The organism is Azonexus sp. GW821-FHT04F04 (assembly GCF_059420025.1).
The window spans coordinates 1-22083 of the sequence record NZ_JBWKSX010000018.1 but is presented as its reverse complement, the minus strand read 5'-3'; the positions used below and the strand labels follow the sequence as shown (position 1 = coordinate 22083).

The window sequence follows — 22083 nt, the reverse complement described above, 5'->3', positions numbered from 1 at the left end:
ATGAAGACGCTGATCTTGCGACTCGGTGCCGTCTGCCTGCTTCTCCCCTTGGGCGCCTGCATGAACATGTCCGGCCTGGGCGGCGATTCGAAGTACGCCTGCAAAGCCCCCGATGGCGTCGCCTGCGACTCGGTGTCCGGCACCTACGCCAACGCCCTGCACAACAATCTGCCCAGCCAGCAGGCCCAACGCTCCGCTCGCCGGCAGAAAGAGACATCCGAAGAGAACGCCTCCCCCACGGTTGGACGTCCTGTTTCCTTGGCAACAGCCAAGCTTTCCGGGATGGCCGTGACTCCCACTCCCCTACGTACCCAGGCCCGCATCCTGCGGCTGTGGATCAAACCCTGGGAAGACGCCGACGGCGATCTCTACGATCAGGGCTACGTCTATGTCCAGGTGGACAACGGCCAGTGGCAGATCGACCACGTGCAACGCCAGATCCGTGATGTCTATGCACCGCTGAAGCTGCCACCCAAGCCAGCCACTGAGGCGGCCGCCGAACCCGGCGCCAGTACGCCACCGCCCCTGCCGATGCTGCAACGCCCGCCGCTTTCCGGGCCCGGCACCAGCCCTGCGCAGTGAGGTCAAGATGAACACCACCAACAGCGATCCCCATTTCGCCCGCCCGCGCAACCACGCCCATGTGACGCGCTTTCCCTTCGGCGAGGCGGCAGACACACCGGCCGAACAGTTCGCCAACTGGCTGCCCTACTCTGGCTATTTCGCTACCGAGAAGATCTTCGTGAACCGCGACAGCATGGGGGTCATGCTCGAACTGATGCCGCAGTCGGGGGCCGACGAGCGGATGGCGGAAGTGCTGATCTCGCTCTACGCCAATTGTCCACCCGGCACCGGCATCCAGTTCCATTTGTTCGCCTCGCCCCAGGTGCGCAGTCAATTGCGCCAGTACGCCAATCTGCGGGTCGAGGACGAGGATCAGGCCGAGCAGGCGAAACAATGGGGCCGCCCGGCGCGCAACGGAAATCTCTTCCGCAAACTGGCCCGGCAGCGCGTCGAGCACCTGCTGCAAGGGGCACAGAAGTCGCTGACCGCCGGCTTTCATTACACGATCCGGGATTTCCGCCTGATGCTGAGCGTCGCCTTCCCGGGCGATCCGGAAGACCTCAACAAGCGCGACGAACTGCTCGCCCTGCGCGACTCGATGTCGTCCAGCCTGCGCTCGGCCTCGTTGCCCAACCGCGTTTGCGATGCCGCCGACCTGATCAACTGGTGCGCCCTGTTCACCAATCCCGACCGCATCTCGCAGACCGATGCACCGGACCTCAATTACGACGACGGCCGCGAGTTGCGCGACCAGATCGTCGATTTCGACACCATCCAGGACCCGCATCCGAGTGGCCTGACCTTGTGGAAGGAAGCCAGTCCCGATGTGCTGGAGGCGCGCTTCTACTCGATCAAGAGTTTTCCGGAACGCTTTGCCCTGTGGCAGATGGGGTCGCTGATCGGCGACCTGATGCAGCCGGCCTTGCAGTACAGCGCGCCATTTCTGCTCACCCTCGGCGTCCAGGTCCTCGACCCCAATCTTACCAAGTCGGTGGTCACTGCCAACCATGTGCGGGCGACGCAGAATGCCAAATCGAAAATGGCCGACGTCATGCCGGACGTCAACAAGAAGTTGCAGGACTGGACGGCAGCGGCCGATGCCATCGACACCGGCGGCAACCTGGTCAGCCTCTACCACCAACTGGCGATATTCACCGCCCCGAACAAATCAGTCGCCGCCCACGAAGCCGCCAATGCGATCTGGCGCGGCCGCGGTTTCCAACTCAATGCCGACGCCTACATGCACCGCCAGGCACTACTCGCCAGCCTGCCGATGACGCTGACCGAGAAGTTTCACAAGGACTTGGTCAAGATGCGCCGGGTCACGCGCAAGACCATGGCCAACGCCATCCACATGGCACCGCTGATCGCCGAGTGGCGCGGCACGCGCACCCCGGCCCTGGTTTTCGGGGGACGGCGCGGCCAGTTGATGACGCTCGATATCTTCGACAACGATCTCGGCAACTACAACTTCGCCATCATCGGTGCCCCCGGCTCGGGCAAGTCAGTGCTGATGAACGAAATGGCCTGGTCCTACCGCGCCATCGGCGCCAAGGTCTGGATGCTCGATCTCGGTCGCAGTTTCGAGAAGCTGTGCCGCAAGGCCAAGGGCACCTATATCGAATTCCGACCCGACGTGAATATCTGCCTGGACCCGTTCACCCACATCGTCGACATCAACGAGGACATCGACATGCTGGTGCCCGGTATCGCCAAGATGTGCTCGATGCAGCACACCCTGGAAGAGGTGCAATACAAGGCGATCTCGGCCATGGTCCTCAAGCTCTGGCGTGAATACGGCAATGAACTGCGCATCACCGGCCTGCGCGACGCTTTCAAGAGCGGGAGCATCGAAGAACTGGGTGTCGTTGGCGACCAGCGCATCAAGGACCTCGCCATCATGCTCAACCCCTATTCCCGCGGCGGGCAATACGAGCGCTTTTTCGAAGGCCGCAACAACATCGACTTCTCCAATGACTTCATCGTCATCGAGAACGAGGAACTCAAACGCCGGCCCGACCTGCATGCGGTGGTCAATATCCTGCTGCTGCATCGGATCACCGGCGAGATGTACCTCACCCGTAACCGGCGCAAGGTGCTCTTCGTCGACGAGCTGAAACAGCAACTGGGCGATATCGGCGCCGACGATCCGGTCAAGGCTGCGGTCATTGAGGAAGCGGCCCGGCGTGCCCGCAAGTACGGCGGCGCGCTTGGCACGGCGACCCAGAGTGCCGACGATTTCTACGGCTCGACCCAGATGGAAGCGGCTTTCAACTGCTCGGACTGGGTTTTCCTGCTGCGCCAGAAACCCGAGTCCATCGAAATGCTCGACCGCAAGGGCCGGCTGACCATGGACGAACCGAAGAAGCGGCTGTTGAACTCCCTGCGCACCGAGGCCGGCGTCTTCTCCGAGTTGTACATCTCGTCGCCGGTCGGCGAAGGCGTCGCCCGCAACATCCTAGATCGGGCCACCCATCTGCTGTTCTCCAACAAGCTGGAAGACAACGCCCCGATCGACGAATTGCGCGCCCAGGGCCTGTCCATCGACGAGGCGATCAGCGAGTTGCTGCGCCATCGGGGGCATACGGTATGAAGCCGAATACCGCCCAGTTATTGCGCCACGGCTTGCTGACGTTACTTGTGGTGAGCGCCGCCCTGACCACCTACGACCGTCTCGTCCTGCGCCCCGCGCTGGTCATCGGCGTGGTCGACGTGGCCGAAGTGTACCGCGCCAAAGAAGCCGAATTTACCCAGATCCTGACCAAGGCCAGTTCCGAGGATGACCGGCAAAAAGCCCTGTTCATGGCGCGAAGCTTTGCCCAGCGCCTGCCGGTCGCCCTTGAAGAATTGCCGCGTGAATGCGGTTGCCTGGTCGTCCTCAAGGCGGCCGTGGCCGGACCGACGCCGAATACCGTCGATCTGACGGCCGCACTGCGCAGAAAGGTGACTACACCATGAACAGCGATCCTCTTCAACCGGCAGTCGCCACTCCCGCCGCACGACCCCGCCCTAGGCGGCGAATCCTCGGGTGTGTCGGCGACTTTCTGCGCCATGCCCGCCAGCGCTGGTATCTCTATCTGCCGATTGTCGCCATCTGGAGCCTAGCCTATGTCCGCCTCTTCATTGATGCGACACCGCGCGTGCCTATCCTTTTCAACTGGACGCCGAGCCTGCCTTATCGCGTTGCCTGGCTGCAGCACGGCCCACACCCGGTGCAGCGCGGCGATTTCATCGTTTTCTCGTTTGCCGGCGAGGCGCAGCGGCGTTATCCGGGATTGCTCGGTCAGCCTTTCTTCAAGATCGTGCGCGGGTTACCAGGCGATACCGTAACCGTCAGCGGCCGGCAGGTGGCCATCAACGGCCAGGACGTCGGTGTGGCCAAGGCACAAGCCTACGACCATCGGCCACTCGCGCCGATCACACCGACCGTCATCCCGCCTCGCTACTACTACGTGCAGGGCACCTGCCCCGACTCTTTCGACTCGCGCTACCAGGAAAGTGGCCTGGTCCGGGCGGAGCAGGTTATCGGTGTCGTGGTCCCGCTGTTCTGAGCCGCCAGCCATGTCCCGTCCCCTCTTCACGCTCGCACTATTCAGTCTTCTGGCTTTTTCCTGCGCATGGGCCCAGCCGCCTCTGGTCGGTGCCGCGTTGCCGAGCCCCCCAGATAGCCCGCCAGTAGCGCAAGGAACGCAGATCTCCGACAACCACATGCCACTGGCCGACTATCTCGGCCTGCTGCGACAGATTGCTCCCGCCGCTGAAGCCGGGGCCCGAGATTACCTCGCCGCTTTCGCACGGCGCTGCGGCCGAGCCCTCACGCCGGCCGAATTGCGCCGGGCAATCGCCGACGGTGACGGCGATCCGGCACTGATGGCTCTGATCCGCGCGAACCACCTGGGCGATACCGCCGGGCGCGAACAACTCGCCGGACAAATCCGCTGCCCGGGCAAGGCGACGCGATGAAACGCCTGATCGCCACCCTGCCCCTGCTCTTCGCGCCGCTGCTGGTCGCCCCGGGCGCGCGAGCCCTTGATCTGGGCATCATCGGGCCAACCTATGAGATTAGCGAACCGCATCTGCTGCAGATGATCGAAAGGCGCCTGCGCGACAAGGAGCGCAGCGGCGAACTCAAGCGTCTGGAAGAACAGGCCAGGGAACGCGGCATCGCAACCGTCAAGAACCCGCCGCCGGTCGCCGGCCTGCACTCGACCGAGACAGCCCGGACCTTCTACTTCGACCCGAGTTTCAGCCTCGACCGCAACATCCTCGGGCCCCGGGGCGAGTTGCTGTTTGCCGCCGGCACCCGCAAGAACCCGCTGGAAGTGGTATCGCTGTCCCGGCACCTGCTCTTTTTCGATGGGCGCGACGCGCGCCAGGTAGGTCGGGCCCGGCAACTGATTGCCTTCTATCAAGGGCGGGTCAAGCCGATTCTGGTCGGCGGCTCCTACCTCGAGCTGATGAAGTCATGGCGCATGCCGGTCTATTTCGATCAGCAGGGTCTGCTTACCCGCCGCCTGGGCATCACCCAGGTTCCTGCCCTGGTATCGCAGGAAGGACTGCGCCTACGGATCGACGAACTGGAGATGGCGCGATGAGCCAACGCTGCTTCGTGAACAGTCTCCATTTTCTTTTGGCGCTGTTCCTCGGCTTCTCCTCCCTGCCGACCCCTGCTGCCGGAACAGCCACCTGCACCGGCAAGTTTCCGAATCCGATCACCGACATCTGCTGGTCCTGCATCCTGCCGATCAGCATTGGCAGTGCGCGTATTGCCAACTTTGGCGACCAGGAGGATACCGACAATCCACCCAACCCCGTGTGCAGTTGCCTGGTCAATCCGATCGTCGGTCTGTCCATCGGCTTCTGGGAGCCGGCGCGCCATGTCGAAGTGGTGCGCAAACCCTTCTGCCTCGTCTCCCTCGGCGGCGTTGACCTTGATCCAGGCATCCCTGCTCCCGAGGCGGCCCGCTTTACCCGGCCGGAAGGCGATGGCGATGGTGGCGGTTTCTATCAGGCGCATTACTACCTGAACCCGGTGATGTACTGGCTAGACGTGGTCACCGATTTTCCCTGCCTGGAGAAGGCATCCTTCGATCTGGCCTACATGACCGAGGTCGATCCCTTGTGGGCCGACGACGAACTCACCCTGATCCTCAATCCCGATGCCGTGCTGTTCGCCAATCCAGTCGCCATTTCCGCTTGTGCCGCCGATTGCGTCGCAGCCTCGGTTGGCTTCGGCATCCGCGAGATGTTCTGGTGCGCTGGTTGCCAAGGCGGCATCTATCCGCTCAATGGGCACGTCCCCTACCACCTGGGTGGCGTGCGGACTGCCGCGCTGATGGCCCAGCGCTTGAGCGCCAAGATGCACCGTGAGTTGGTGGCCTGGGGCTGGCATGGCAAAGACGGCCTGTGCGGGCCGTACTTCGAGCCAGTGATGGACAAGACCGCCTACAAAACCCAACTCACTTATCCCATTCCCAACACCGACAAGGAAGGCGGCCGCTGCTGCCAGCCCTTCGGACGGACCACCGTACTCTGGGGGGCCGGCAAGGAATACCCGGTGCGCGGTGAGGACTTCGCCTTCATGTTGTTTCGCAAAAGGAATTGCTGTGTCGGCTACTAACCTCCATCGAACCCTTGCCCTCCTGACCCTCGGACTCAGTGCCGCGCTTGCTATCGGCAGCCCGGCCCTGGCGCAGACAACTCCGGTCGTCACGGAGGCGGACATCGAACGAGCCCGGCGTGAGACCCCCACGGTCACCGAGCAAGACATCGAGTTGGCGCGGCAGAAGTACGCGCAGCCGATCGATGTCGGGCGCCGATCCGCGCCGCAGAACAGCCCGAACCTTGAGGCGCTGCCCAAGCCGGCAACGCCCGTGCCGGTCGACCTGGAAGCGCTGGCCCGCGGCTATGCCGGACAATCCGATGCGATGACGCGGGCGCAGGGACTCGCTACGGGTCCAGGCTTTTTCATCTTCGTCAGCCTGACCATGCCCCGCGCCACACTGCAACGTCTGGTCGACCAGGCGGCGCTGGCCAAAGCCGCCATCGTCATCCGCGGCTTCGCCAACGGCTCGCTGCGCGAAACGGTCTCCCAGATCCAGGGCTTGATCGGCAAACAGCAGGTGGCAATCCAGATCGATCCGCTGGCCTTCGACCGCTTCGCCATCAGCAAGGTGCCCAGCTTCGTCTTGGTGCGCGACAGAACACGTCCCGTTCCCTGTGCCAGCGGCAGTTGCGCGCCCGCTGACAGTTTCCTGCGCACAACCGGTGACGTCAGCCTGGATTACGCGCTGGAGCACATGCAGCGCTCTGCCCCTGGCTTCAGTCCAGCCGCCGAACTCTTTCTGAAACGCATCAGAGGATAGGTGATCCCCATGCGCCGCCTGATCATCTGGATCACGCTGTTCTGCTTCGTCACGACGCAGAGTGCTGCAATCGCCGGGCCGTTTGAAGAGGGCACCGCCGCCGGCCAGGTGGCCAACCCGGTCATTCGCGGCACGGTAAATATGCCCAGCGCCGCGAGCGCCGTGCCGTCGTACACCACGACGCCCCCCGAAACGGCGTATTACGGCCAGCCCAACTTGTCCGGGGCGGCCAATGTCCGCCTGAGTACCTGCGCGGCTGGTACCAGCGATCCGGTCTGCCAGGCCCAGGACGGCGCGCTGACCTCGGCCAATACCCCCCGTCCGGCGATCTCCGCCTACGATCCGGCGGTCTCCGCGGCCCGCGACATCGCCCGCAATCCGTCGAGCACACTGGGCAGCCTGGCCGATTATTACTCGGGCTGCACCACCGCCGAGGTCGGCATTGCGGCGGGCACCACGACCAAGGTTTGCAATCGCTACAGCGGGGTCGGCAACTACACGACGCGGCGCGATCTGACGGTTGAGATCGACCTCCAGCCCAGTTGCATCGAAGGCACTTGGGTCGCCCACGGTCAGGTAAACCGCAACGGCGCCGACTACATGGTGGCGGAAGCGCAATGCCAACTGCGCAGCGATGGGCTGCAGCGTTTCCGCTTCTATGCGGCCGGTGGCCAAGGGGCCTGCATCGGCTGGCAGACCGTCGACCTCCCGACCGCACCGGCCACCCTGGCCACCTATGTCACCAACCTATCCCCCCATTGGGAAGGCAGTTGCCGGAGCCCATTCACGGTCAACATGATGCCCGGTTCAGGCTGCACGGCCGGGACGTGCAATTACACATTCCAGTTCAGCGGTTTTGGCGGATTCGTGAAGTGGAACCTGCCTCTGTCATTCGTCCAGCCGGCCATGGTGCAACACGAGACCGATGTCTGGGTCGACAAGAGTGCCGTGCTGAACGCTGGCGGGCGCTGCACCGTCACCACGGCCGACACCTGTGTCGACGGCCCGGCGACCAAGGCCATCGAAGGCCGCGCCGTGACCCGTGCCTGCTGGTCCTATGAGCGCACCCTGACCTGCACCTCGGGCGCCCCGGTCGACGAGTGCGCACCGCTGGCCAGCAGCGGCTGCACGCCAGCCAGCAGTTCCTGCAAGCAAATGAATGTCGGCAGCGGACTGTGCGAGATCACCCAGGACACCTATACCTGCCCGGTCGCCGCGCAAACCACGACTACCGCTTCGAACTGCCCGGCCAACGTTTATTGCCTGGGTGCGAACTGCTTCAACACCAGCTACACCAACGATGCCGACTTCGCCCGTTCGATGTCACTGATGGAAGCCGGACGCGAAGCGGGCGTGTATCTCGACACCAGCAAGATGCAGGTTTTCAAAGGCGAAGGCAACCGCTGCCGCGACCGCCTGCTGAAGAACTGTTGCAGTTCCGATTCGGCCGGCGCCGGCATGACCAACCAGAGCCTGTTCGGCACCGGCTCGAGCCTGGTCTACGACGTGCTGATGAATTCCCAGAACCGCGAGTTTCTCTATCAAGGGATGCAGGCCTTGCTGCTGGGCGGCGGTTTCAGCGGCAGCTTCACCACTTATGGCATCACCGTTGCGGTCAACGGTACGGCACTGCCGGCCAGTTCGGCCGTGCTCTATTCCGGTGAAAGCCTGGTCGTCGCCTTCGACCCCTGGTCGCTGGTCATTGCAATCGTCATCTACATCATCATGTCGATGTCGTCCTGTAACGAGGAAGAAGGCAAGCTCGCCATGAAGGAAGGGGCCGGTCTGTGCCATACGGTCGGTTCCTGGTGCTCCTCCTGCATTCGGATTTTCGGCAAGTGCGTCTCCTGTATCGAACACAGCACCGGCAAGTGCTGCTTCAACAGCAAACTGGCCCGCATCGTCAATGAGCAGGGCCGCGTGCAGGTCGGCAAGGGCTGGGGCTCCGGGGAACGCCCCGACTGCTCGGGGTTCACCATCGCCCAACTCCAGAGCCTCGACTTTGCGGCCATGGACCTCACCGAGTTCTACGCATCCATCGTCCCGACGCTGCCCAATGCCGGCGCGCTCCAGGGCAGCAACGCCGCCCGCCTGACGACTTGCTACTACGGACAGGGGAAGTGCCAATGAAGATCGCTTACACCGCTGCCTTGCTCGCCGGATTCGCGTCGCCCGCCCTCGCCGACGAGGTGCCCAGAGCCCCGGTATCGGATCCCCGACCGGTCATGTTGGCCGCCCTCCGATCAGTTGATGGCGAGGCCCACGCCATCCTCAGCGGCGAGATTGCCGAGGCGCTCACCCAGCGCTTTGCTGCCACCTCGCCGATCTATATCGATGTCACGACCGAGAAGCGCTACGCCCAGGCCGGTTGTGCCCGCTTGAATGTCAGGTTCTGGCAGGACGGGGTTTTACTGCCCGGTGCGCCGAGCCCACGCCGCCAGAGCATCGATTTCGGCATCAACTACTGCCTTGACGGCCAGCCACCGCAATCCCTGAAGTAGGGCCACGCATGATTATCCGTAACCGCTCCGCCCTCCCGCTGCTGCTGACCTTCGCCGTGCTGCTCGGCAACCAGAGCGCAACAGCCCAGGATGCTGCCTCCCGCTATTGGGCCGACAGTTGGCGCGGCTGGCATTTCTATGAAGCGCCAGTGCCAGAAGAGATCGAACACCCATTACCGCCGGGCAAGGCTACAACAACTGTGCCACCAGCCCAACCTTCGCGGGCACCGGAACTGCTCGAATTCGAACGCCTTCAGAAAGCACTGGAGGAGACGCGCAACATCGCCATCATGCGACCGAGCGAAGCCAATGTACGGCGCTACATGGAACTGGAGTCACAGGTCGTCGCCCGCGCTTCCTACTTCGCCGATGTCGCGCAACGCGTGGCCTGGGCCACCCCGCAACTGGACCCGACCCTGCAGGGCCGCCCGGTCAATGCCAAGGCCCTGGAAGTCTTCGACCAAGCCGAACTGGTGGATCGCTCGCGCGCCATTACCGACTTGGGCAAGGATCACGTGCTGTTCTTTTTCTATCGCTCGGACTGTCCGTACTGCCATGCCTTGGCACCGACGTTGGCAGCCTTCCAGGCCCGTCACAGTATCCAGGTCGTCGCCATCAGCGTGGACGGTGGACAGTTGCCAGTTTTCCCCAATGCCCGCCCAGACAACGGCATTGCCACTGCCCTGAAAGTCAGCCAGGTGCCCGCCGTATATCTGGCCCAGCCCTTCACCGGAAAGATCAGCCCGATCGGCTTCGGGGTGCTCTCGGAATCCCAGTTGCTCGAACGCATTGCCGTCGTCTCCACTCCGCAAGCCGAGGCCATGCTGCCCACAACCACACAAGGTCTCGCCCTACCCCCGGAGGTGCCATGAAACATTACGATCATCCTCATTTGCAGCGTAGTGCTGCCGCCTTCCTGGCGCTGCTGCTGGCGATCCCGTCCCTCCAACTGCAGGCCGGCGACCTCAACAGCGAGGTGAACAACATGTTCAACAATCTGGGTGCCATCGGTAACTACACGGCACCCGGTGCCTTCCGCGGCCAGACCTTCAATACCTACACCGGCGGCAACTTGATGATGCGTTCGCCGAACAAGGTTTATCAGCTGGCCGCCATCCAGTTCCCAAGCGCCAAGGCCGGCTGCGGCGGCATCGACGTTTTTGGTGGTTCCTTCTCGCACATTTCGGCGACCGAGTTCAAGAACATGCTGAAGAACATCACGGCTGCCCTGCCGGGGATCGCTTTTCAACTCGCTCTGGAGGCGGTCTCGCCGCTGCTCGGCGGACTGACCAAGTGGGCCAAGGGACTGGAGACCTGGATCAACAATGCCCGGATCAATTCCTGCGAAACCGCCAAGGCCATTGTCAGTACGGCGGCCGAATCGATTGGCTACAGTTCTCAGGAAACCTGCGCCGATCTGGCCATCGAGATGGGTATGGAAAGCGACCGCGATGCCGCGCGTCGGCGCTGTGCGACCGATCGGCCCAGCATTCTGTCCTCGGCACGCTCCTCGGGCGATCCGAAGGTGAAAAACAAGGCACCTTTCGTCGGCAACCTGACCTGGAAAGCCTTGCAGTACACCGGCGCCTATCTGGATGATCAGGAGCGCGAACTGATCATGAGCCTGGTCGGCACCATCATCTATTACCCTGAAGAGTCGGCCCGCGACCCCGAGCCGATCGCCCCGACGCTGACCTCGATCAGCCAGTTGCTTTACGGCCAGGGTGCGGCCGCCGGTACGGATGTCGTGCAGCATGTCTTGAAGTGCAACGACTACACCAACTGCGACGTGGTCACCTTGAACACTTCGTACACCCACACGCCCTTTACCGCCAAGGTCGAAGCGATCATGCGCTCTATTGCCGAGAAGATCACGACACGCACTGCCATCCCCAATAACTCGACCGAGGTCGGCTTCGTCAACCAGACCACCGAGCCGGTCTACAAGATGTTGTCGATCGGTACCAGCATCCCGGGATCGGGTTTGGCCGACAGCCTGATCGCCCAGTATCGCGACGTGATTGCCGCCGACTACGCCTATGTTTTTCTTGAACGCAATCTGCGTCTGGGCATGGCTGCGCTAGACAAGAACTACACCCTGCAGCAGTCGCAACGCGAGCAAGCCAACCGGGTCCGCCAGCGGGCGCAGGCCATGCTCATGCAACTCTCCCAGGAGAAAAACCTGCTCTACCAGAAGGTCGGCTCTTTTCGGGCGGTATCGAACCACCTGGAACAACTCGAACGCCAATTACGCTCCAGCATGCCGCAACACGTGATGGACATGCTCGGCCAGCAGGCCGCTTACCTGTCGCAATAGAGACGAAGCGATAGCGCGACAGGAGAAAGCAGCATGTGGGAAATCTACGCTTACCAGAATGCCGACAGCCTGTTCGGCGTCTTCAATGCCGCGGCGGCGATTCACGCCTCGGGCGACTACGCCGCTGCGCTGGCGGCCGTGGCCTTCTGCGGTTTTGTGGCCACCCTGATTGCCTACGCTTTTGCCCCCGAGAAATTGCAGGGTTGGAAGTGGCTGGGCACAGTCGTGCTGGTCTTCTCGGTGTTGATCGTCCCCAAGGTCACTATCGGCATCGTGGACAAGACCGGCGGTTCGGCCGTCAAGGTCGTCGGTAACGTGCCATTCGGGGTAGCCGCGCTGGGCAGCATCACCAGTACCATCGGCAATACGCTGACCAGTCTGTTCGAAACAGCCTTCCAGGTTATCCCGGGCGTCGGCGCCCTGCCGGTCGAACTGAGCTATCAGCAGAATGGACTGATGTTCGGCAACCGGCTGATCCGTGAGACCGGCAATGTGGTTTTCCAGGACCCGGCCTTCCGCACCGACCTGATCAACTTCATCCACAATTGCACGACCTACGACCTGATCGACGGCACGCTCGATCCGGCGGTCTTTTCTGCATCGGATGATGTCTGGCCGCTGATGGCCTCACCCAATCCAGCACGCTTCAGTACGCTGACCGGCGCGGGCGGCAGCGTCGGCGTCGATACCTGCCCCAATGTCTATCTGAGCCTCAATGGCCGCTTGCCGGTCCAGATAACCCGCATCCAGGGGCGACTGGCCTTCCAACTCAACCCGACCTTGCCCGGCGCTGCCGCTGCAGCGGCCATCGCCGGACAAATCCAGCAGGCCTATCTCAAGAACAGCATCGCCACCGCGGCGGCGACGGCGGCCGACATCATCCGACAGAACGCCATGCTCAACGCGCTTGAGGACACGAGCAAGATCGTCGGCCAGAAGGTTAACGACCCGGCGGCGATGGTGTTGGCGGTCGGCCGCGCTCAGGCGGTGGCCCAGCAGAACGCCTCCTGGCTCAATTACGGCAAGGTGGCCGAGCAGGCACTGCCTGTTTTTAGAAACGTGGTCGAGGCGGTCACCTACGCGATGTTCCCCCTCATGGTCATGCTGCTCCTGCTTACCAGCGGTCGCGAAACGATGTTGGCCTTCAAAGGCTATGCGGCGGTGCTGATCTGGATTCAGCTGTGGCCACCGCTCTATGCCATCCTGAACTACATGGCTTCGATCTATGCGGCCTACGACCTTGCCGCCGCTGCCGACCTCGGAACGGGGGTCAAGTCGCTGGCATTGCAGACGGCTTCAACGATCTATTCACGGGCAATCTCGGGGGAGGCCGTTGTCGGTTACCTCGCCATCAGCATTCCTTTCATTGCCTGGGCCGCCCTGAAGCGCATGGAGAACTTCGGAACAGCACTGGTCGGTGGCCTGTCAGGGCTACAAGGGATGATCTCCGGCAGCACCTCGGCCGCCACCGTTGGCAACGTCTCGATGGGCAACGTCGGCATGGACCAGATGCAACTGGCACCCAACCGTACATCGGCATTCATGAGTAGTTGGCAAAACGACCTCTCTGGAAATACGTTCTCGTCGAACGCGCTCACCGGCCGAACTGCGGTCAGCCTGTTGCGCAATCAGGGATTCGCTTCGCGAGTGGTCTCGATGCGTGTATCCGAACAGGATGTGCAGCAAGCCAGCCGGCAGGTCGATGCAGCGCGCGGTGAAGCCACGACAGCGACGATGGAGCAATCGGCAGCACTATCCGAAGTGTTCTCTCGCGGGCTCCACAAGCTTCGCTCCACGCGTAGCAGCAGCGGTTCCAGCACCAGCAGCTTCGAGCAAATAGGCGACACGCTGAATCAGTTGGATCAGATCACGCAAAGCGTTGCCCAGAGCACCGGTCTCAGCCAGGCGCAGGTCGCGCGTATTGCTTTCGGTGCGGCCGCCCATGTCGGCGTGAATGCCAAAGTTGCGGGCGCTGACCTTCACACCAGCGCCGACAAGTCCTACCAGTCGAGCCTTTCCACCCAGGAACAGAAAGCGTTGGCCAGCCTAAGCGGAGAGCAGTTGGTAGCCTTCAAACAATTCGGTGACCGGGTATCGAGGGATGCCAGCTATTTGCAGGCGCTCTCAAACGACGCGAGTGAGGCCCGCGAGATGTCGTCCCGCCTCGGTTCGACACGAGCCCGTTCCGAACGGGCGGATGCCACCCTTGCCGATCGCACCAGTTTTGCGGAACGTGTATCGTCCGCCCACGACAAGGGCGATTCCATCTCCATCGACATCGCCCAAGACCCGCACAACATGGAGATGTTCCTCCGATATGCCCAGACCTATGGCGGCAACAGCGCCGCCGCTCACGCCTTGATGTCGGCCGAGTTGGCCCGCCAGTCATTGCGCCCGAATCGGGTTATTTCGGATGGGAGCAGCCTCCCGACCTCCTTTGGTGATATCCGCGACCTCCATAAAGAGCAGTTGCATGATGTCGCCATCACACCGGACATCAAGGCAACCCACCAGGCTCAAGTGAGCAAGGCCTCACGGTTTGGCAGCAATCCAAGTCGTCCGCTGGAACAGAAAACCGAACGACCTTCGCCCATGCGCGAGGAAGTGCAGCAACGCGCCGTCCAGATTCACGGCGAGGCCGCAGCGAAGCGCGAAGAATTCGACGGCAAGGCTGAAATCATCAACACAGACGACGGGACCCTGGCATCGAAGAAGTCGCTGATGTGGCAATCAGCCAGGCAGGTATACAAAGATGGAGAGGCAACGGTAGGTAACGCAAAGGATGCCGTGCAGGAGTTGATCAAGTCGAAAAAGTAACTGCTACCGATCCCAGCGCCGAACAGGGACATCTCCCTTGAGCAAAGACCCGGACGTGCCCCTTAGTCCTCCACCAATCCGTCGCCGCCGCAACCTCCTGCGGCCTCGTCCAATGCCCGTCAACGCACTGGCGAGCGGAACGGCAAAGAGTAGCCCAATACCCACCATAACTGCCCCTGCGCCCCATTCGCCTTTTGCTGCGATAGCAACCAGCAATCCGATCCCTGCGCCAATCGCCAGGATCGCGAAGAAGAAAAATTTCCGCATATCGACCTCCTGACATCAGGCTAATCGCGGAAATGCCGTCAGCAAGCCCCTGATTCCAGTCAATCGCTATTACCACTACCAAGCGCCGCCGAAATCGCTAGACGGGTCGTTTCTTTCGCAGCAACAACTGGATCATCGCAAACAAGCGATGGAACAGATAGTCGACGTGATCCACGTCGATGACCGGTATTTGCTTGAGTTCGGTGTGCCGAATGAGGTGGCTGTTACCGATATCGGTCAGTTCTTTTGCTTCGTCTTCCAGCCGCTGCCGAAGCGCCACCTCTTCGGCGGTAGCATCGAGAATGATCTTGATCGATTTTTTCTTATTTTCGGGATCTGCAAGCGATTTGAGTCGCTCCCATGCGTCCCACAAACGCTCAAGACCATCGCGGCGCAGGAGCGGATCACGGTCAGTAAATTTAGCGCGGCTTTCTTCCAACATGTTGTCGAGGATCCGGTCCCCCGTCCGGAATACCATCCTTTTGAGGTCATCCCCCAGCACCAACGGAAGAATACGCACGATACGACCGTTTGACAGCATTTCGAAGGCCACACCATTGCGCGCAAAGATGCGATTGACCGTCGCCCTGAACTCTTCCTGTCCGGATTGCTGATCGAAGGTGAAATGGTGGTGATTGAAAAAGTCGTGGAGCCTTCCTGGAATCGGCTTCGCCACCGATACGTAGACGAACTCGACGAAATCCAGGATCAATAACGTGTCCGGCGCAAATGGCTCATGCTGCCGCAGGAACCCATCCTCCACCAGTCTGGAGGTTTCGAGGGGCCACCTTAATCCCGGTATTTCTGCAATGACGGAAGCACCGATGGCATCCTGATCACAGCCGCAGATGGCTTGCCCATCCGGGCAGCGCTCCGGAAAACGCAGTCCGAAGGCACCGCTATTGACCAGCGCCTGCACCGTCGCCACCAAACCAGCCCAGACCTCAGACGAAATGACCTGCTCGGTTCGGGCTCGCGGCCCGTTTTCCCGGTCGCTGAAGTAATCGTTCATGTATGTTGTTCCTCTTGCGCCAACTTGTCCGCGTTCATGGCGCGGTTGATGGTCTTTTCGAATTGCTTGACGCCGGCCGGGACCGCTTCAAGCTTCGGGAGCTCGCCAAAGACCATGCCGGCCATTGCTTCGTAGTCCCGAACTATTTGGTTGCTGTGAACACGCTCCAGTTGTCAGTCAGCCACATTCATTACCTTTTGGTTCGGAGCTTTTTCGGCAGCATTTTGTCGAGCTCATCATCAGAGAAGAACAGCTCTTCCGCCGATTTCAGCGCTTTTTGCGCAGCTGCATATGCCGAGCTATCAGTCCGCGGGGCGCCTTTGTAGATATCCTCCAACTGCAAGTTGAGTTGATCGCGCATTTGGCGTACCTCCTCGAGATCCCGCCCATCGTGCATATCAACAAGGAGGCTGAGCAATGCTTCCCGAACCCCCCAGAGCTTCGAGGCAACAACGGTATGCTTCTGTGCCTGCTCCCCCAGGCTGGCTTCCTTGAAATAAAGTGTGAAGCCAAGCAAGAGCGTCGAGAGCGCAGCACCAGCGATAGTCGCGGTGCGCGAATCTCCCAATACGGCCAGTACCAAGCTTCCGGCCGCTAGAGCTGACAGCCATATTTCCAAGGTTTTAATTATTCGATACCGACGGATATAGCCATCCGCCATCTTCTCATGGGTTTTGTGCGTGTAGGCTGCTCGGCCGTACATTTCCCGCAACTGGCCTTCAAGCGTTTTCATGGGAGGTTGATGCTCGTCGTTAAGCGGGGAAGCTTGTTCCATAAATCTCCCGATATTTTTTCTTGGCGGATGAGTCATGACCGTTGTTTTGGTGCTGAATGGCCTCCAAGGCGAGAAGCTCGGCCTGGCGCGCCTTGTATTCGAACAAACCGCCTCGATAGACATATGAACCACTGCCGGGAGCGAGCCAATATGATTGCTGTCTGTTCTGCCCTGCCAGAAACTTGAAGAAGTCGCGGGTCATGTAGTCATAGTAAAAATAGGACTTGTTGCGAAACTCCCAAGTCTCGATGAACTGATATGCCAACGTGTCTATCAGCATTCCCCCCATCGGGACGTTATTTCTGTCACGCCAAGCCCTGGCCATTCGGCCTAGCTCTACAAGGTTCTTACTGCAGTTATCGTTGCGAGTCGCGAATGCAGCCATCTCTTGCTTTGGCTTGCATGACTTCCAAGAGCCACCACCGTTTGTATCTGCGAACGTGTACCCGTTCGCGGTATTGAGAAATGCAGGGAGGATTTCAAATTTAATGCCATCATTAAAATTAATGACAATTACTTGCCCATCACCGGCAACACTAGATGAGCTGTAGGTCTTCTGCAGAGAAGCCCTTATTGCGCTGAGAAGGGAAGACTGACCATTGTTTTTGTAGGCGTCGTACTGCTGAAAAAGAGTGGCGGGCAGTTCATATAACAGGTCAACGTCACTCACGCTTGGTATTGCTGTGCTACGACCGTATGACCCGACGTAGAAACGATTAGCCGTCTTGGAGTCCAAACCTCGGAAGTCGAGGTTTAGCCTCGCCGTAATTCGCTCGGTCCGAGTTGCAATTGACCCGCGCTTATCTGTGCCGAGCCGCCCAGCCGAGCAAAAATCCGAAAACCATTCTCCCACTCCCATCAGTTGGTATCTCCAACGCTGCCTGAGTTAATTTGCCCCGTTAGGGCCGCTAAAATCGAAGACTTCTGATAGCCACTCTGGCTTAGCAGTCCAGGGTATCTCTTGGCACGCAGCTCTTCGAGAACTTTTTCAGTCAACTTCCACGGATCGCCTTTGATGCGCGTGATCAGTTCCTCCCATACGCGCTCGAACGCCTGTATAGCGTCCTCGTCATTGAAACGGATGCCTGCCGGCAGCAACGGCGCAATGTCTTCGATCAAGCTGCGCGTAAGCTTTTCCAACATGCGCTGCTCGGCAATGGCACGTGTGATGGGTTTACCTTCAAGCGCCAAATAGTGGTCAAAGCATGCGATGAGTTTGCCTTGGTCCATCGCGAGTTGCTCAAGCCCATGGTGCAGATCGAAAAGGTCACGATTCTTGCGCCGCTGCAGCAATGCACGTAATTTTGTACCGAACAGTTCCTCAGGTTCGAAAGACGTAATATCAGTCGCTCCTTTGTACCAATCGCTTTCCACAGCAAAGGGATAGGACTTGAGGCCAAACATATGCTCGTGCTCGCGCGTATTGATCTCGACTTTCAGCTTCAGTGTTGTCTGGGGGTCTGCTTCGGGTATGAACCTGAATATCAGGTGCATCGAGTGACCGGCCTGCTCTCGATTGCACTTGCCAAGCCACGACAGGGCTTCGCGGATCGCATCAACCGTTGTACCGATTGGCTCGGCCTTTGTCTGTACTAGGTCAATGTCTTCCGAATAACGCAACGGTAGCTTGAACAGCAACTTATTGATTGCAGTGCCGCCGCGGAACGCAATTTTGTCTTTTAATGCCGGGGCGTTGAATAGGTCGCACAAGGCACGACTAATAATCAGGTCTTGTTCAATCTGCCTGGCATCAGGCCACGGAGCCGTCGAGCCCCAAGCCTGAATGTATGAGTTGGGAATCAAAAATCGACCTCTATTGGTTCATTGATTACAAGCTTCCACTTCGTATCCTTTTCGTGAAAATCAACTAGCGATTCGATGAGGGGCTTGACGGAAGGGTCCAGTGCTACTGCCGTCTTGGCTTTTTTGGCGAATGCTTCCAGCGCATCGGCCTGGCGCGTATGACCCGCACGATCAAGCAGGTACCCGAGCCGACGCACGGACGAGTTTTCATAGTAAAAAGCCAATTTGGCGAGTGCACGCGGCTCGGCCTTTCCTCCAATATCCTTGGCTATCTGCGCAACGCCATTGATGCCGGCGGACTTGTGAAAGTAGCGCGCACAATCCAACAACGTGAGTTCAACCCCCGCCACTTGAGCAAAGCCAGCGTCGCTTTTCATCTGGTCAAGCTGATCGGGTTGATTGAGTTTTTCAAAAGCGCTGGGCGACTGATAGAGAAATTGGAGACGATGCCGTCCAATCTCGAAATCCCTCAACTGCTTTGGCGCCACCACTTGAAAGACCATGGCTGCTTGGTGTGATGAACCATGAAAAGCTGCAGCACGTAGCAATGAGATACGATAGTCGAGACCCTGATGCTTCATCAAGGGATGAATCCAACGAACTGGATCGGGAGCACCTGTCATCTGATCCTCAGGGCGTAGGATCAGATAGAAACCATGGCGCGGGTTGATCAGCCGGCGCCGTCTGACCAGCCTAGTAATCGCAGTAGCCAGTCCCTCAGGACTTAGGTCAACCCCGGCCAGTGCCTCTTCTCGGTCGAAGTATGCGCGCCCATGAAGTAACCGGTTATCAACGAACCGCTCAAGATTTACCATACCCGGATCATATGCAAAAACCGTCACAAATCCAATGTTTTTGCATATGATCCGGGAGAAGTAACACGAAAACCCAAGCACCGAGAGGTCTCAACTGGAGACTCCAAGCAACAACTCAAATTGAAAGCCAGCCAGAAATCGACGGTGGAGGCCGTAGCCTTCTGCGGTTTCGTACATTGGCAACACATGAGGCGCCACCTGAAGCAACAGGCAGACGGTATCGGCGTAAGCCCTATCCATAGGACTTGAGGGTCAATAGCGGCCATCTTTAAGGCGAGACACCCACAGCTTGTCGCTCCCCCCGTAAGGCATATTGCTGCAACAGCGCATTCACTTCTACGGCAAGATATCGGAGGCGACGCCGGCAGAAATCAGCGGGACGACGACAAGCAGGAGTCCACACAAGATCAAAAGACTTACGCAACGGGCGATGAGTAGTCGGTTTTCTGAAGCGAACCTCTCGGGCCGAACAGTGAACCATGGAGTCGCAAGTGTCACTACCCCTGTAATCAGTTGCTTGATTTGCGGATAGTCTCTAACGGCATACGCGACAACTGACCCGCCGTGGCTGTGTGCAACAAGGAAGAACTCGTCGTACGTAGTACTCTCTGACCTAACGCTTTCAACAAATGCCGCTAGCGCTTCGCCAGCACGCCGCCTTGCGGAGAAGGTATTTGCCCCAGACCAACGGAAGGGGAGCACGTCGCAGGAATCCCCGCGATTTGAAAGATCTGCTGCGACTCTCTGGAGAGGCACAGAATCAGAACGTACCCACGCGGCGTTTCTGGCGAAGGTTCCGTGGACTGTGACCAATGCGACTCGTGCCATGACAATAAAAGCTAACGCGTGAATTCACTGGCGGCCGTGGGCCAGCCGGCGGAATGACCAGTTAGGCTGGAGACAATAAGTACGGCAAAGCAAATGACTCCTGCTGCATTAGTCACTTGAGGGCCGACGGACTCGCTACAAAGTTTCCCTTTAGTCATCGCGCCGCGGAGGTTAACAGAGCAAATTTTGCAACTCTGCTATCAATCAGAAGTTTCCCCAAACGCGGAAATTTCCAGTTAAGACTGGTACGAAAACCGGTGCAGCCTCACCTATACGGTCAGGGGGCAGGGATGGGCAGGTTATCTGGAAGGATTAATGTTCATGATCAGTATCATGACGCGAACAATCCGCCAAAAAGACAGCGCCGCAAAAACCCCAACGCCAACCCAAATCGCAGAAAGGTAAGGGACTTTCTCTGTTGTCACCCAAGGAAAGAAAGCGGCAATATTCAGAATACAAAACAAAAGATTGGCGAGAGTCCCTTCCACCAGAAAAGTGGAGAGGATATCAAGGTAATTTGCCTTCCGAAGGCGTTCAATAACTCCAGGGATCGCCATAAGGATGGATTTCATAGTTGCCAGAAAGCCAACCAGAATTGCCGAAACGCTGATCGATGCGGAGAGTAGTGACGTAAACCTCGTGTCGTCGCCAAATGGAAGCGAAAGGTCAAGCAGCCACCCCAGAGTGATGGCAAATGCCCCAAAAATCCATGGGTAGAGGCGCTCAAACGTCAAGCTCACGGAATAACATGCCTTCCAGACCAAGTTGCAAATGCTGCTTCAAGCCGCGCATAGCGTTCGGAGCGAAGGCAACGCAACCCGCCATCCATCTCGATTCCGCTATAGCTCAGATCCTCTTTTTCAGCAAGCAGATCTATCGGCTCGATGCGTTCGTACTCATCGTTACGGCCACTCACCTCCAGATGCTTAATTGCATCGCGGTCCTCGGAAGCCAAACGCCGAATTGATTTCATCCATTCCTTTAGTTTAAGCGAACTCTTGGTGTGGCGATCTAGTCCGACCTCGATCGTAATAACATCACCACCAAAGTTGTCGAGCTGGTATTGCAGCGCTTGGCTTAGAGCGACATTCTTCGCTCGGAAGGTATCAGAGAGGTTAGCTGGTGCAACTTTGATCTCAAGCCGAGTGAAGAGTTTCTTTTTCTCCAAACGAGCCATAGCATCATTTCGAAGCTTGATTCGGAATTCATATGAGGACACGGCCTTGTGGTCAAACACACTCAGATAATCCGCAATCGTTGTTGGTCGAGGGCCGAAATGATTGTATTGCACAAGGATATATCGACTGGCGGGGTGGTACAGAATCGCTGTTTCTTCTGAAAAACCTTCGCCAGCTTCCAGATCAAAGCTCCGGGTTGGTTTCTTGATGCTGGCCCGTCCTGGACCGCCATCAAAGCGCAGCTTTGCGAAGTCCATCAGCCAATATGGGCGATCAGCGCTTGGCGAGAGTATTTCATTTTCGACGCGGATTTTTGTACCTAAATCACGCTCTCGATGATCGAGTTCCGTATCCGCAATTTCGGACAGTCGATCTTCGAGTGGAGGAGACTCGTCACTACGGATCACCTCATACAAATGAACATGCATTTTTTTCTTTGATTTCATCGTCGTTTCTTTTTATGTCGTTTTACATTGCGTGCCGAAGCCCTGTTACCAGAACCAATTGCACCAACTCCATACCCCTGTGTGCGCTACCTCCTATTACTTGAAAGTCATCACCCGTAGTTTCGAGAATGTCTTCTCATCAGCCTTACCGAGTAGCTTCCTGCCATCTTCGAACATCATGATGAATGTGACTTTCTTTTTCTTGCCGCCGAGCACCAAGCCGGCAAACAGACCTACCGGGCCGAAGACTGCGGCACCGGCCAGGCCCCAGCGATGGCGCCGCCAGTTTTCTTGAAGCTCTCTTCGCTGGCGACCTCTAGAGGTGGCTCCGCGAATCAGGACATCCGGTTAAGTGAAATCTCTGCTTCAATGGGCGATGGGAATCGCCTGCCAAG

Annotated in this window: 22 protein-coding genes; 13 read left to right on the top strand and 9 right to left on the bottom strand. The window is 59.1% G+C overall.

Annotated elements, in window-relative coordinates; genetic code table 11:
* The 13 genes from traV to AC07TV_RS21735 are packed head-to-tail and all read left to right on the top strand — an operon-like array spanning position 1 to position 14564.
* A complete protein-coding gene (gene traV, locus AC07TV_RS21795; RefSeq protein ID WP_494650449.1) occupies positions 1-582 on the top strand; it encodes a type IV conjugative transfer system lipoprotein TraV in 582 nt (193 codons plus the stop codon).
* Between the two features lie 7 nt (positions 583-589).
* Positions 590-3157: a type IV secretion system protein TraC gene (gene traC, locus AC07TV_RS21790; protein ID WP_494650448.1), complete on the top strand. Its 2568-nt coding sequence runs from the start codon at positions 590-592 to the stop codon at positions 3155-3157.
* Positions 3154-3522, top strand: coding sequence for a hypothetical protein (locus AC07TV_RS21785; protein WP_494650447.1), 369 nt, complete (start codon positions 3154-3156; stop codon positions 3520-3522). The genes traC and AC07TV_RS21785 overlap by 4 nt, the downstream gene beginning before the upstream one ends.
* On the top strand, positions 3519-4115 hold the full coding sequence (gene traF / locus AC07TV_RS21780; protein WP_494650446.1) for a conjugative transfer signal peptidase TraF: 597 nt from the start codon (positions 3519-3521) through the stop codon (positions 4113-4115). Before AC07TV_RS21785 ends, traF (AC07TV_RS21780) begins: the two co-directional genes overlap by 4 nt.
* Positions 4116-4125: 10 nt before the next feature.
* The gene (locus AC07TV_RS21775) at positions 4126-4527 is read left to right on the top strand and encodes a hypothetical protein (RefSeq protein ID WP_494650445.1); all 402 of its coding nucleotides are present in this window, start codon (positions 4126-4128) and stop codon (positions 4525-4527) included.
* Entirely contained in the window at positions 4524-5159 is a 636-nt protein-coding gene (gene traW / locus AC07TV_RS21770) for a type-F conjugative transfer system protein TraW (RefSeq protein WP_494650444.1), read from the top strand. The genes AC07TV_RS21775 and traW overlap by 4 nt, the downstream gene beginning before the upstream one ends.
* Positions 5156-6184, top strand: a complete 1029-nt coding sequence (gene traU / locus AC07TV_RS21765) for a conjugal transfer pilus assembly protein TraU (RefSeq protein ID WP_494650443.1) — start codon at positions 5156-5158, stop codon at positions 6182-6184. The genes traW and traU overlap by 4 nt, the downstream gene beginning before the upstream one ends.
* Positions 6171-6929 (top strand): type-F conjugative transfer system pilin assembly protein TrbC, encoded by a 759-nt coding sequence (gene trbC / locus AC07TV_RS21760; RefSeq protein WP_494650442.1) that lies wholly within the window; start codon positions 6171-6173, stop codon positions 6927-6929. Before traU ends, trbC begins: the two co-directional genes overlap by 14 nt.
* A gap of 9 nt (positions 6930-6938) precedes the next feature.
* On the top strand, positions 6939-9059 hold the full coding sequence (gene traN / locus AC07TV_RS21755) for a type-F conjugative transfer system mating-pair stabilization protein TraN (RefSeq protein WP_494650441.1): 2121 nt from the start codon (positions 6939-6941) through the stop codon (positions 9057-9059).
* The gene (locus AC07TV_RS21750) at positions 9056-9430 is read left to right on the top strand and encodes a hypothetical protein (RefSeq protein WP_494650440.1); all 375 of its coding nucleotides are present in this window, start codon (positions 9056-9058) and stop codon (positions 9428-9430) included. The genes traN and AC07TV_RS21750 overlap by 4 nt, the downstream gene beginning before the upstream one ends.
* A gap of 8 nt (positions 9431-9438) precedes the next feature.
* Positions 9439-10302 carry a conjugal transfer protein TraF gene (gene traF, locus AC07TV_RS21745; protein ID WP_494650439.1) on the top strand — a complete coding sequence of 288 codons (864 nt, stop codon included), beginning with the start codon at positions 9439-9441 and terminating at the stop codon, positions 10300-10302.
* Positions 10299-11747, top strand: coding sequence for a conjugal transfer protein TraH (locus AC07TV_RS21740; RefSeq protein WP_494650438.1), 1449 nt, complete (start codon positions 10299-10301; stop codon positions 11745-11747). The genes traF (AC07TV_RS21745) and AC07TV_RS21740 overlap by 4 nt, the downstream gene beginning before the upstream one ends.
* Positions 11748-11780: 33 nt before the next feature.
* Positions 11781-14564, top strand: coding sequence for a conjugal transfer protein TraG N-terminal domain-containing protein (locus tag AC07TV_RS21735; protein WP_494650437.1), 2784 nt, complete (start codon positions 11781-11783; stop codon positions 14562-14564).
* Between the two features lie 364 nt (positions 14565-14928).
* Here AC07TV_RS21735 and AC07TV_RS21730 read toward each other — a convergent pair whose 3' ends face one another.
* The 9 genes from AC07TV_RS21730 to AC07TV_RS21690 all read right to left on the bottom strand — a co-directional run bounded on the left by AC07TV_RS21730 (position 14929) and on the right by AC07TV_RS21690 (position 21688).
* Positions 14929-15843, bottom strand: coding sequence for an AbiJ-NTD4 domain-containing protein (locus AC07TV_RS21730; RefSeq protein ID WP_494650436.1), 915 nt, complete (start codon positions 15841-15843; stop codon positions 14929-14931).
* The gene (locus tag AC07TV_RS21725; RefSeq protein ID WP_494650435.1) at positions 15840-15968 is read right to left on the bottom strand and encodes a hypothetical protein; all 129 of its coding nucleotides are present in this window, start codon (positions 15966-15968) and stop codon (positions 15840-15842) included. The genes AC07TV_RS21730 and AC07TV_RS21725 overlap by 4 nt, the downstream gene beginning before the upstream one ends.
* Positions 15969-16033: 65 nt before the next feature.
* Entirely contained in the window at positions 16034-16576 is a 543-nt protein-coding gene (locus AC07TV_RS21720; protein ID WP_494650434.1) for an SLATT domain-containing protein, read from the bottom strand.
* Between the two features lie 19 nt (positions 16577-16595).
* Positions 16596-17477, bottom strand: a complete 882-nt coding sequence (locus AC07TV_RS21715) for an SMODS domain-containing nucleotidyltransferase (protein WP_494650433.1) — start codon at positions 17475-17477, stop codon at positions 16596-16598.
* A complete protein-coding gene (locus AC07TV_RS21710; protein WP_494650432.1) occupies positions 17477-18421 on the bottom strand; it encodes a nucleotidyl transferase AbiEii/AbiGii toxin family protein in 945 nt (314 codons plus the stop codon). The genes AC07TV_RS21715 and AC07TV_RS21710 overlap by 1 nt, the downstream gene beginning before the upstream one ends.
* On the bottom strand, positions 18418-19263 hold the full coding sequence (locus AC07TV_RS21705; protein WP_494650431.1) for a type IV toxin-antitoxin system AbiEi family antitoxin domain-containing protein: 846 nt from the start codon (positions 19261-19263) through the stop codon (positions 18418-18420). Before AC07TV_RS21705 ends, AC07TV_RS21710 begins: the two co-directional genes overlap by 4 nt.
* A gap of 309 nt (positions 19264-19572) precedes the next feature.
* Positions 19573-20064 (bottom strand): esterase/lipase family protein, encoded by a 492-nt coding sequence (locus AC07TV_RS21700; RefSeq protein WP_494650430.1) that lies wholly within the window; start codon positions 20062-20064, stop codon positions 19573-19575.
* A gap of 299 nt (positions 20065-20363) precedes the next feature.
* Positions 20364-20804 carry a hypothetical protein gene (locus AC07TV_RS21695; protein WP_494650429.1) on the bottom strand — a complete coding sequence of 147 codons (441 nt, stop codon included), beginning with the start codon at positions 20802-20804 and terminating at the stop codon, positions 20364-20366.
* Entirely contained in the window at positions 20801-21688 is an 888-nt protein-coding gene (locus AC07TV_RS21690) for a DUF6731 family protein (RefSeq protein ID WP_494650428.1), read from the bottom strand. The genes AC07TV_RS21695 and AC07TV_RS21690 overlap by 4 nt, the downstream gene beginning before the upstream one ends.
* Positions 21689-22083 lie beyond the last annotated feature (395 nt).

Bases quoted from the DNA above. Each gene is read 5' to 3' on its own strand.
- traN (WP_494650441.1), top strand. From the start codon at position 6,939: ATGCGCCGCCTGATCATCTGGATCACGCTGTTCTGCTTCGTCACGACG.
- traU (WP_494650443.1), top strand. From the start codon at position 5,156: ATGAGCCAACGCTGCTTCGTGAACAGTCTCCATTTTCTTTTGGCGCTG.
- AC07TV_RS21735 (WP_494650437.1), top strand. From the start codon at position 11,781: ATGTGGGAAATCTACGCTTACCAGAATGCCGACAGCCTGTTCGGCGTC.
- AC07TV_RS21785 (WP_494650447.1), top strand. From the start codon at position 3,154: ATGAAGCCGAATACCGCCCAGTTATTGCGCCACGGCTTGCTGACGTTA.
- AC07TV_RS21725 (WP_494650435.1), bottom strand. From the start codon at position 15,968: ATGGCCGGCATGGTCTTTGGCGAGCTCCCGAAGCTTGAAGCGGTCCCG.
- traF (WP_494650446.1), top strand. From the start codon at position 3,519: ATGAACAGCGATCCTCTTCAACCGGCAGTCGCCACTCCCGCCGCACGA.
- AC07TV_RS21740 (WP_494650438.1), top strand. From the start codon at position 10,299: ATGAAACATTACGATCATCCTCATTTGCAGCGTAGTGCTGCCGCCTTC.
- traF (WP_494650439.1), top strand. From the start codon at position 9,439: ATGATTATCCGTAACCGCTCCGCCCTCCCGCTGCTGCTGACCTTCGCC.
- AC07TV_RS21690 (WP_494650428.1), bottom strand. From the start codon at position 21,688: ATGAAATCAAAGAAAAAAATGCATGTTCATTTGTATGAGGTGATCCGT.
- traC (WP_494650448.1), top strand. From the start codon at position 590: ATGAACACCACCAACAGCGATCCCCATTTCGCCCGCCCGCGCAACCAC.
- AC07TV_RS21775 (WP_494650445.1), top strand. From the start codon at position 4,126: ATGTCCCGTCCCCTCTTCACGCTCGCACTATTCAGTCTTCTGGCTTTT.
- AC07TV_RS21720 (WP_494650434.1), bottom strand. From the start codon at position 16,576: ATGAAAACGCTTGAAGGCCAGTTGCGGGAAATGTACGGCCGAGCAGCC.
- traV (WP_494650449.1), top strand. From the start codon at position 1: ATGAAGACGCTGATCTTGCGACTCGGTGCCGTCTGCCTGCTTCTCCCC.
- AC07TV_RS21715 (WP_494650433.1), bottom strand. From the start codon at position 17,477: ATGGGAGTGGGAGAATGGTTTTCGGATTTTTGCTCGGCTGGGCGGCTC.
- traW (WP_494650444.1), top strand. From the start codon at position 4,524: ATGAAACGCCTGATCGCCACCCTGCCCCTGCTCTTCGCGCCGCTGCTG.
- AC07TV_RS21750 (WP_494650440.1), top strand. From the start codon at position 9,056: ATGAAGATCGCTTACACCGCTGCCTTGCTCGCCGGATTCGCGTCGCCC.
- AC07TV_RS21730 (WP_494650436.1), bottom strand. From the start codon at position 15,843: ATGAACGATTACTTCAGCGACCGGGAAAACGGGCCGCGAGCCCGAACC.
- AC07TV_RS21700 (WP_494650430.1), bottom strand. From the start codon at position 20,064: ATGGCACGAGTCGCATTGGTCACAGTCCACGGAACCTTCGCCAGAAAC.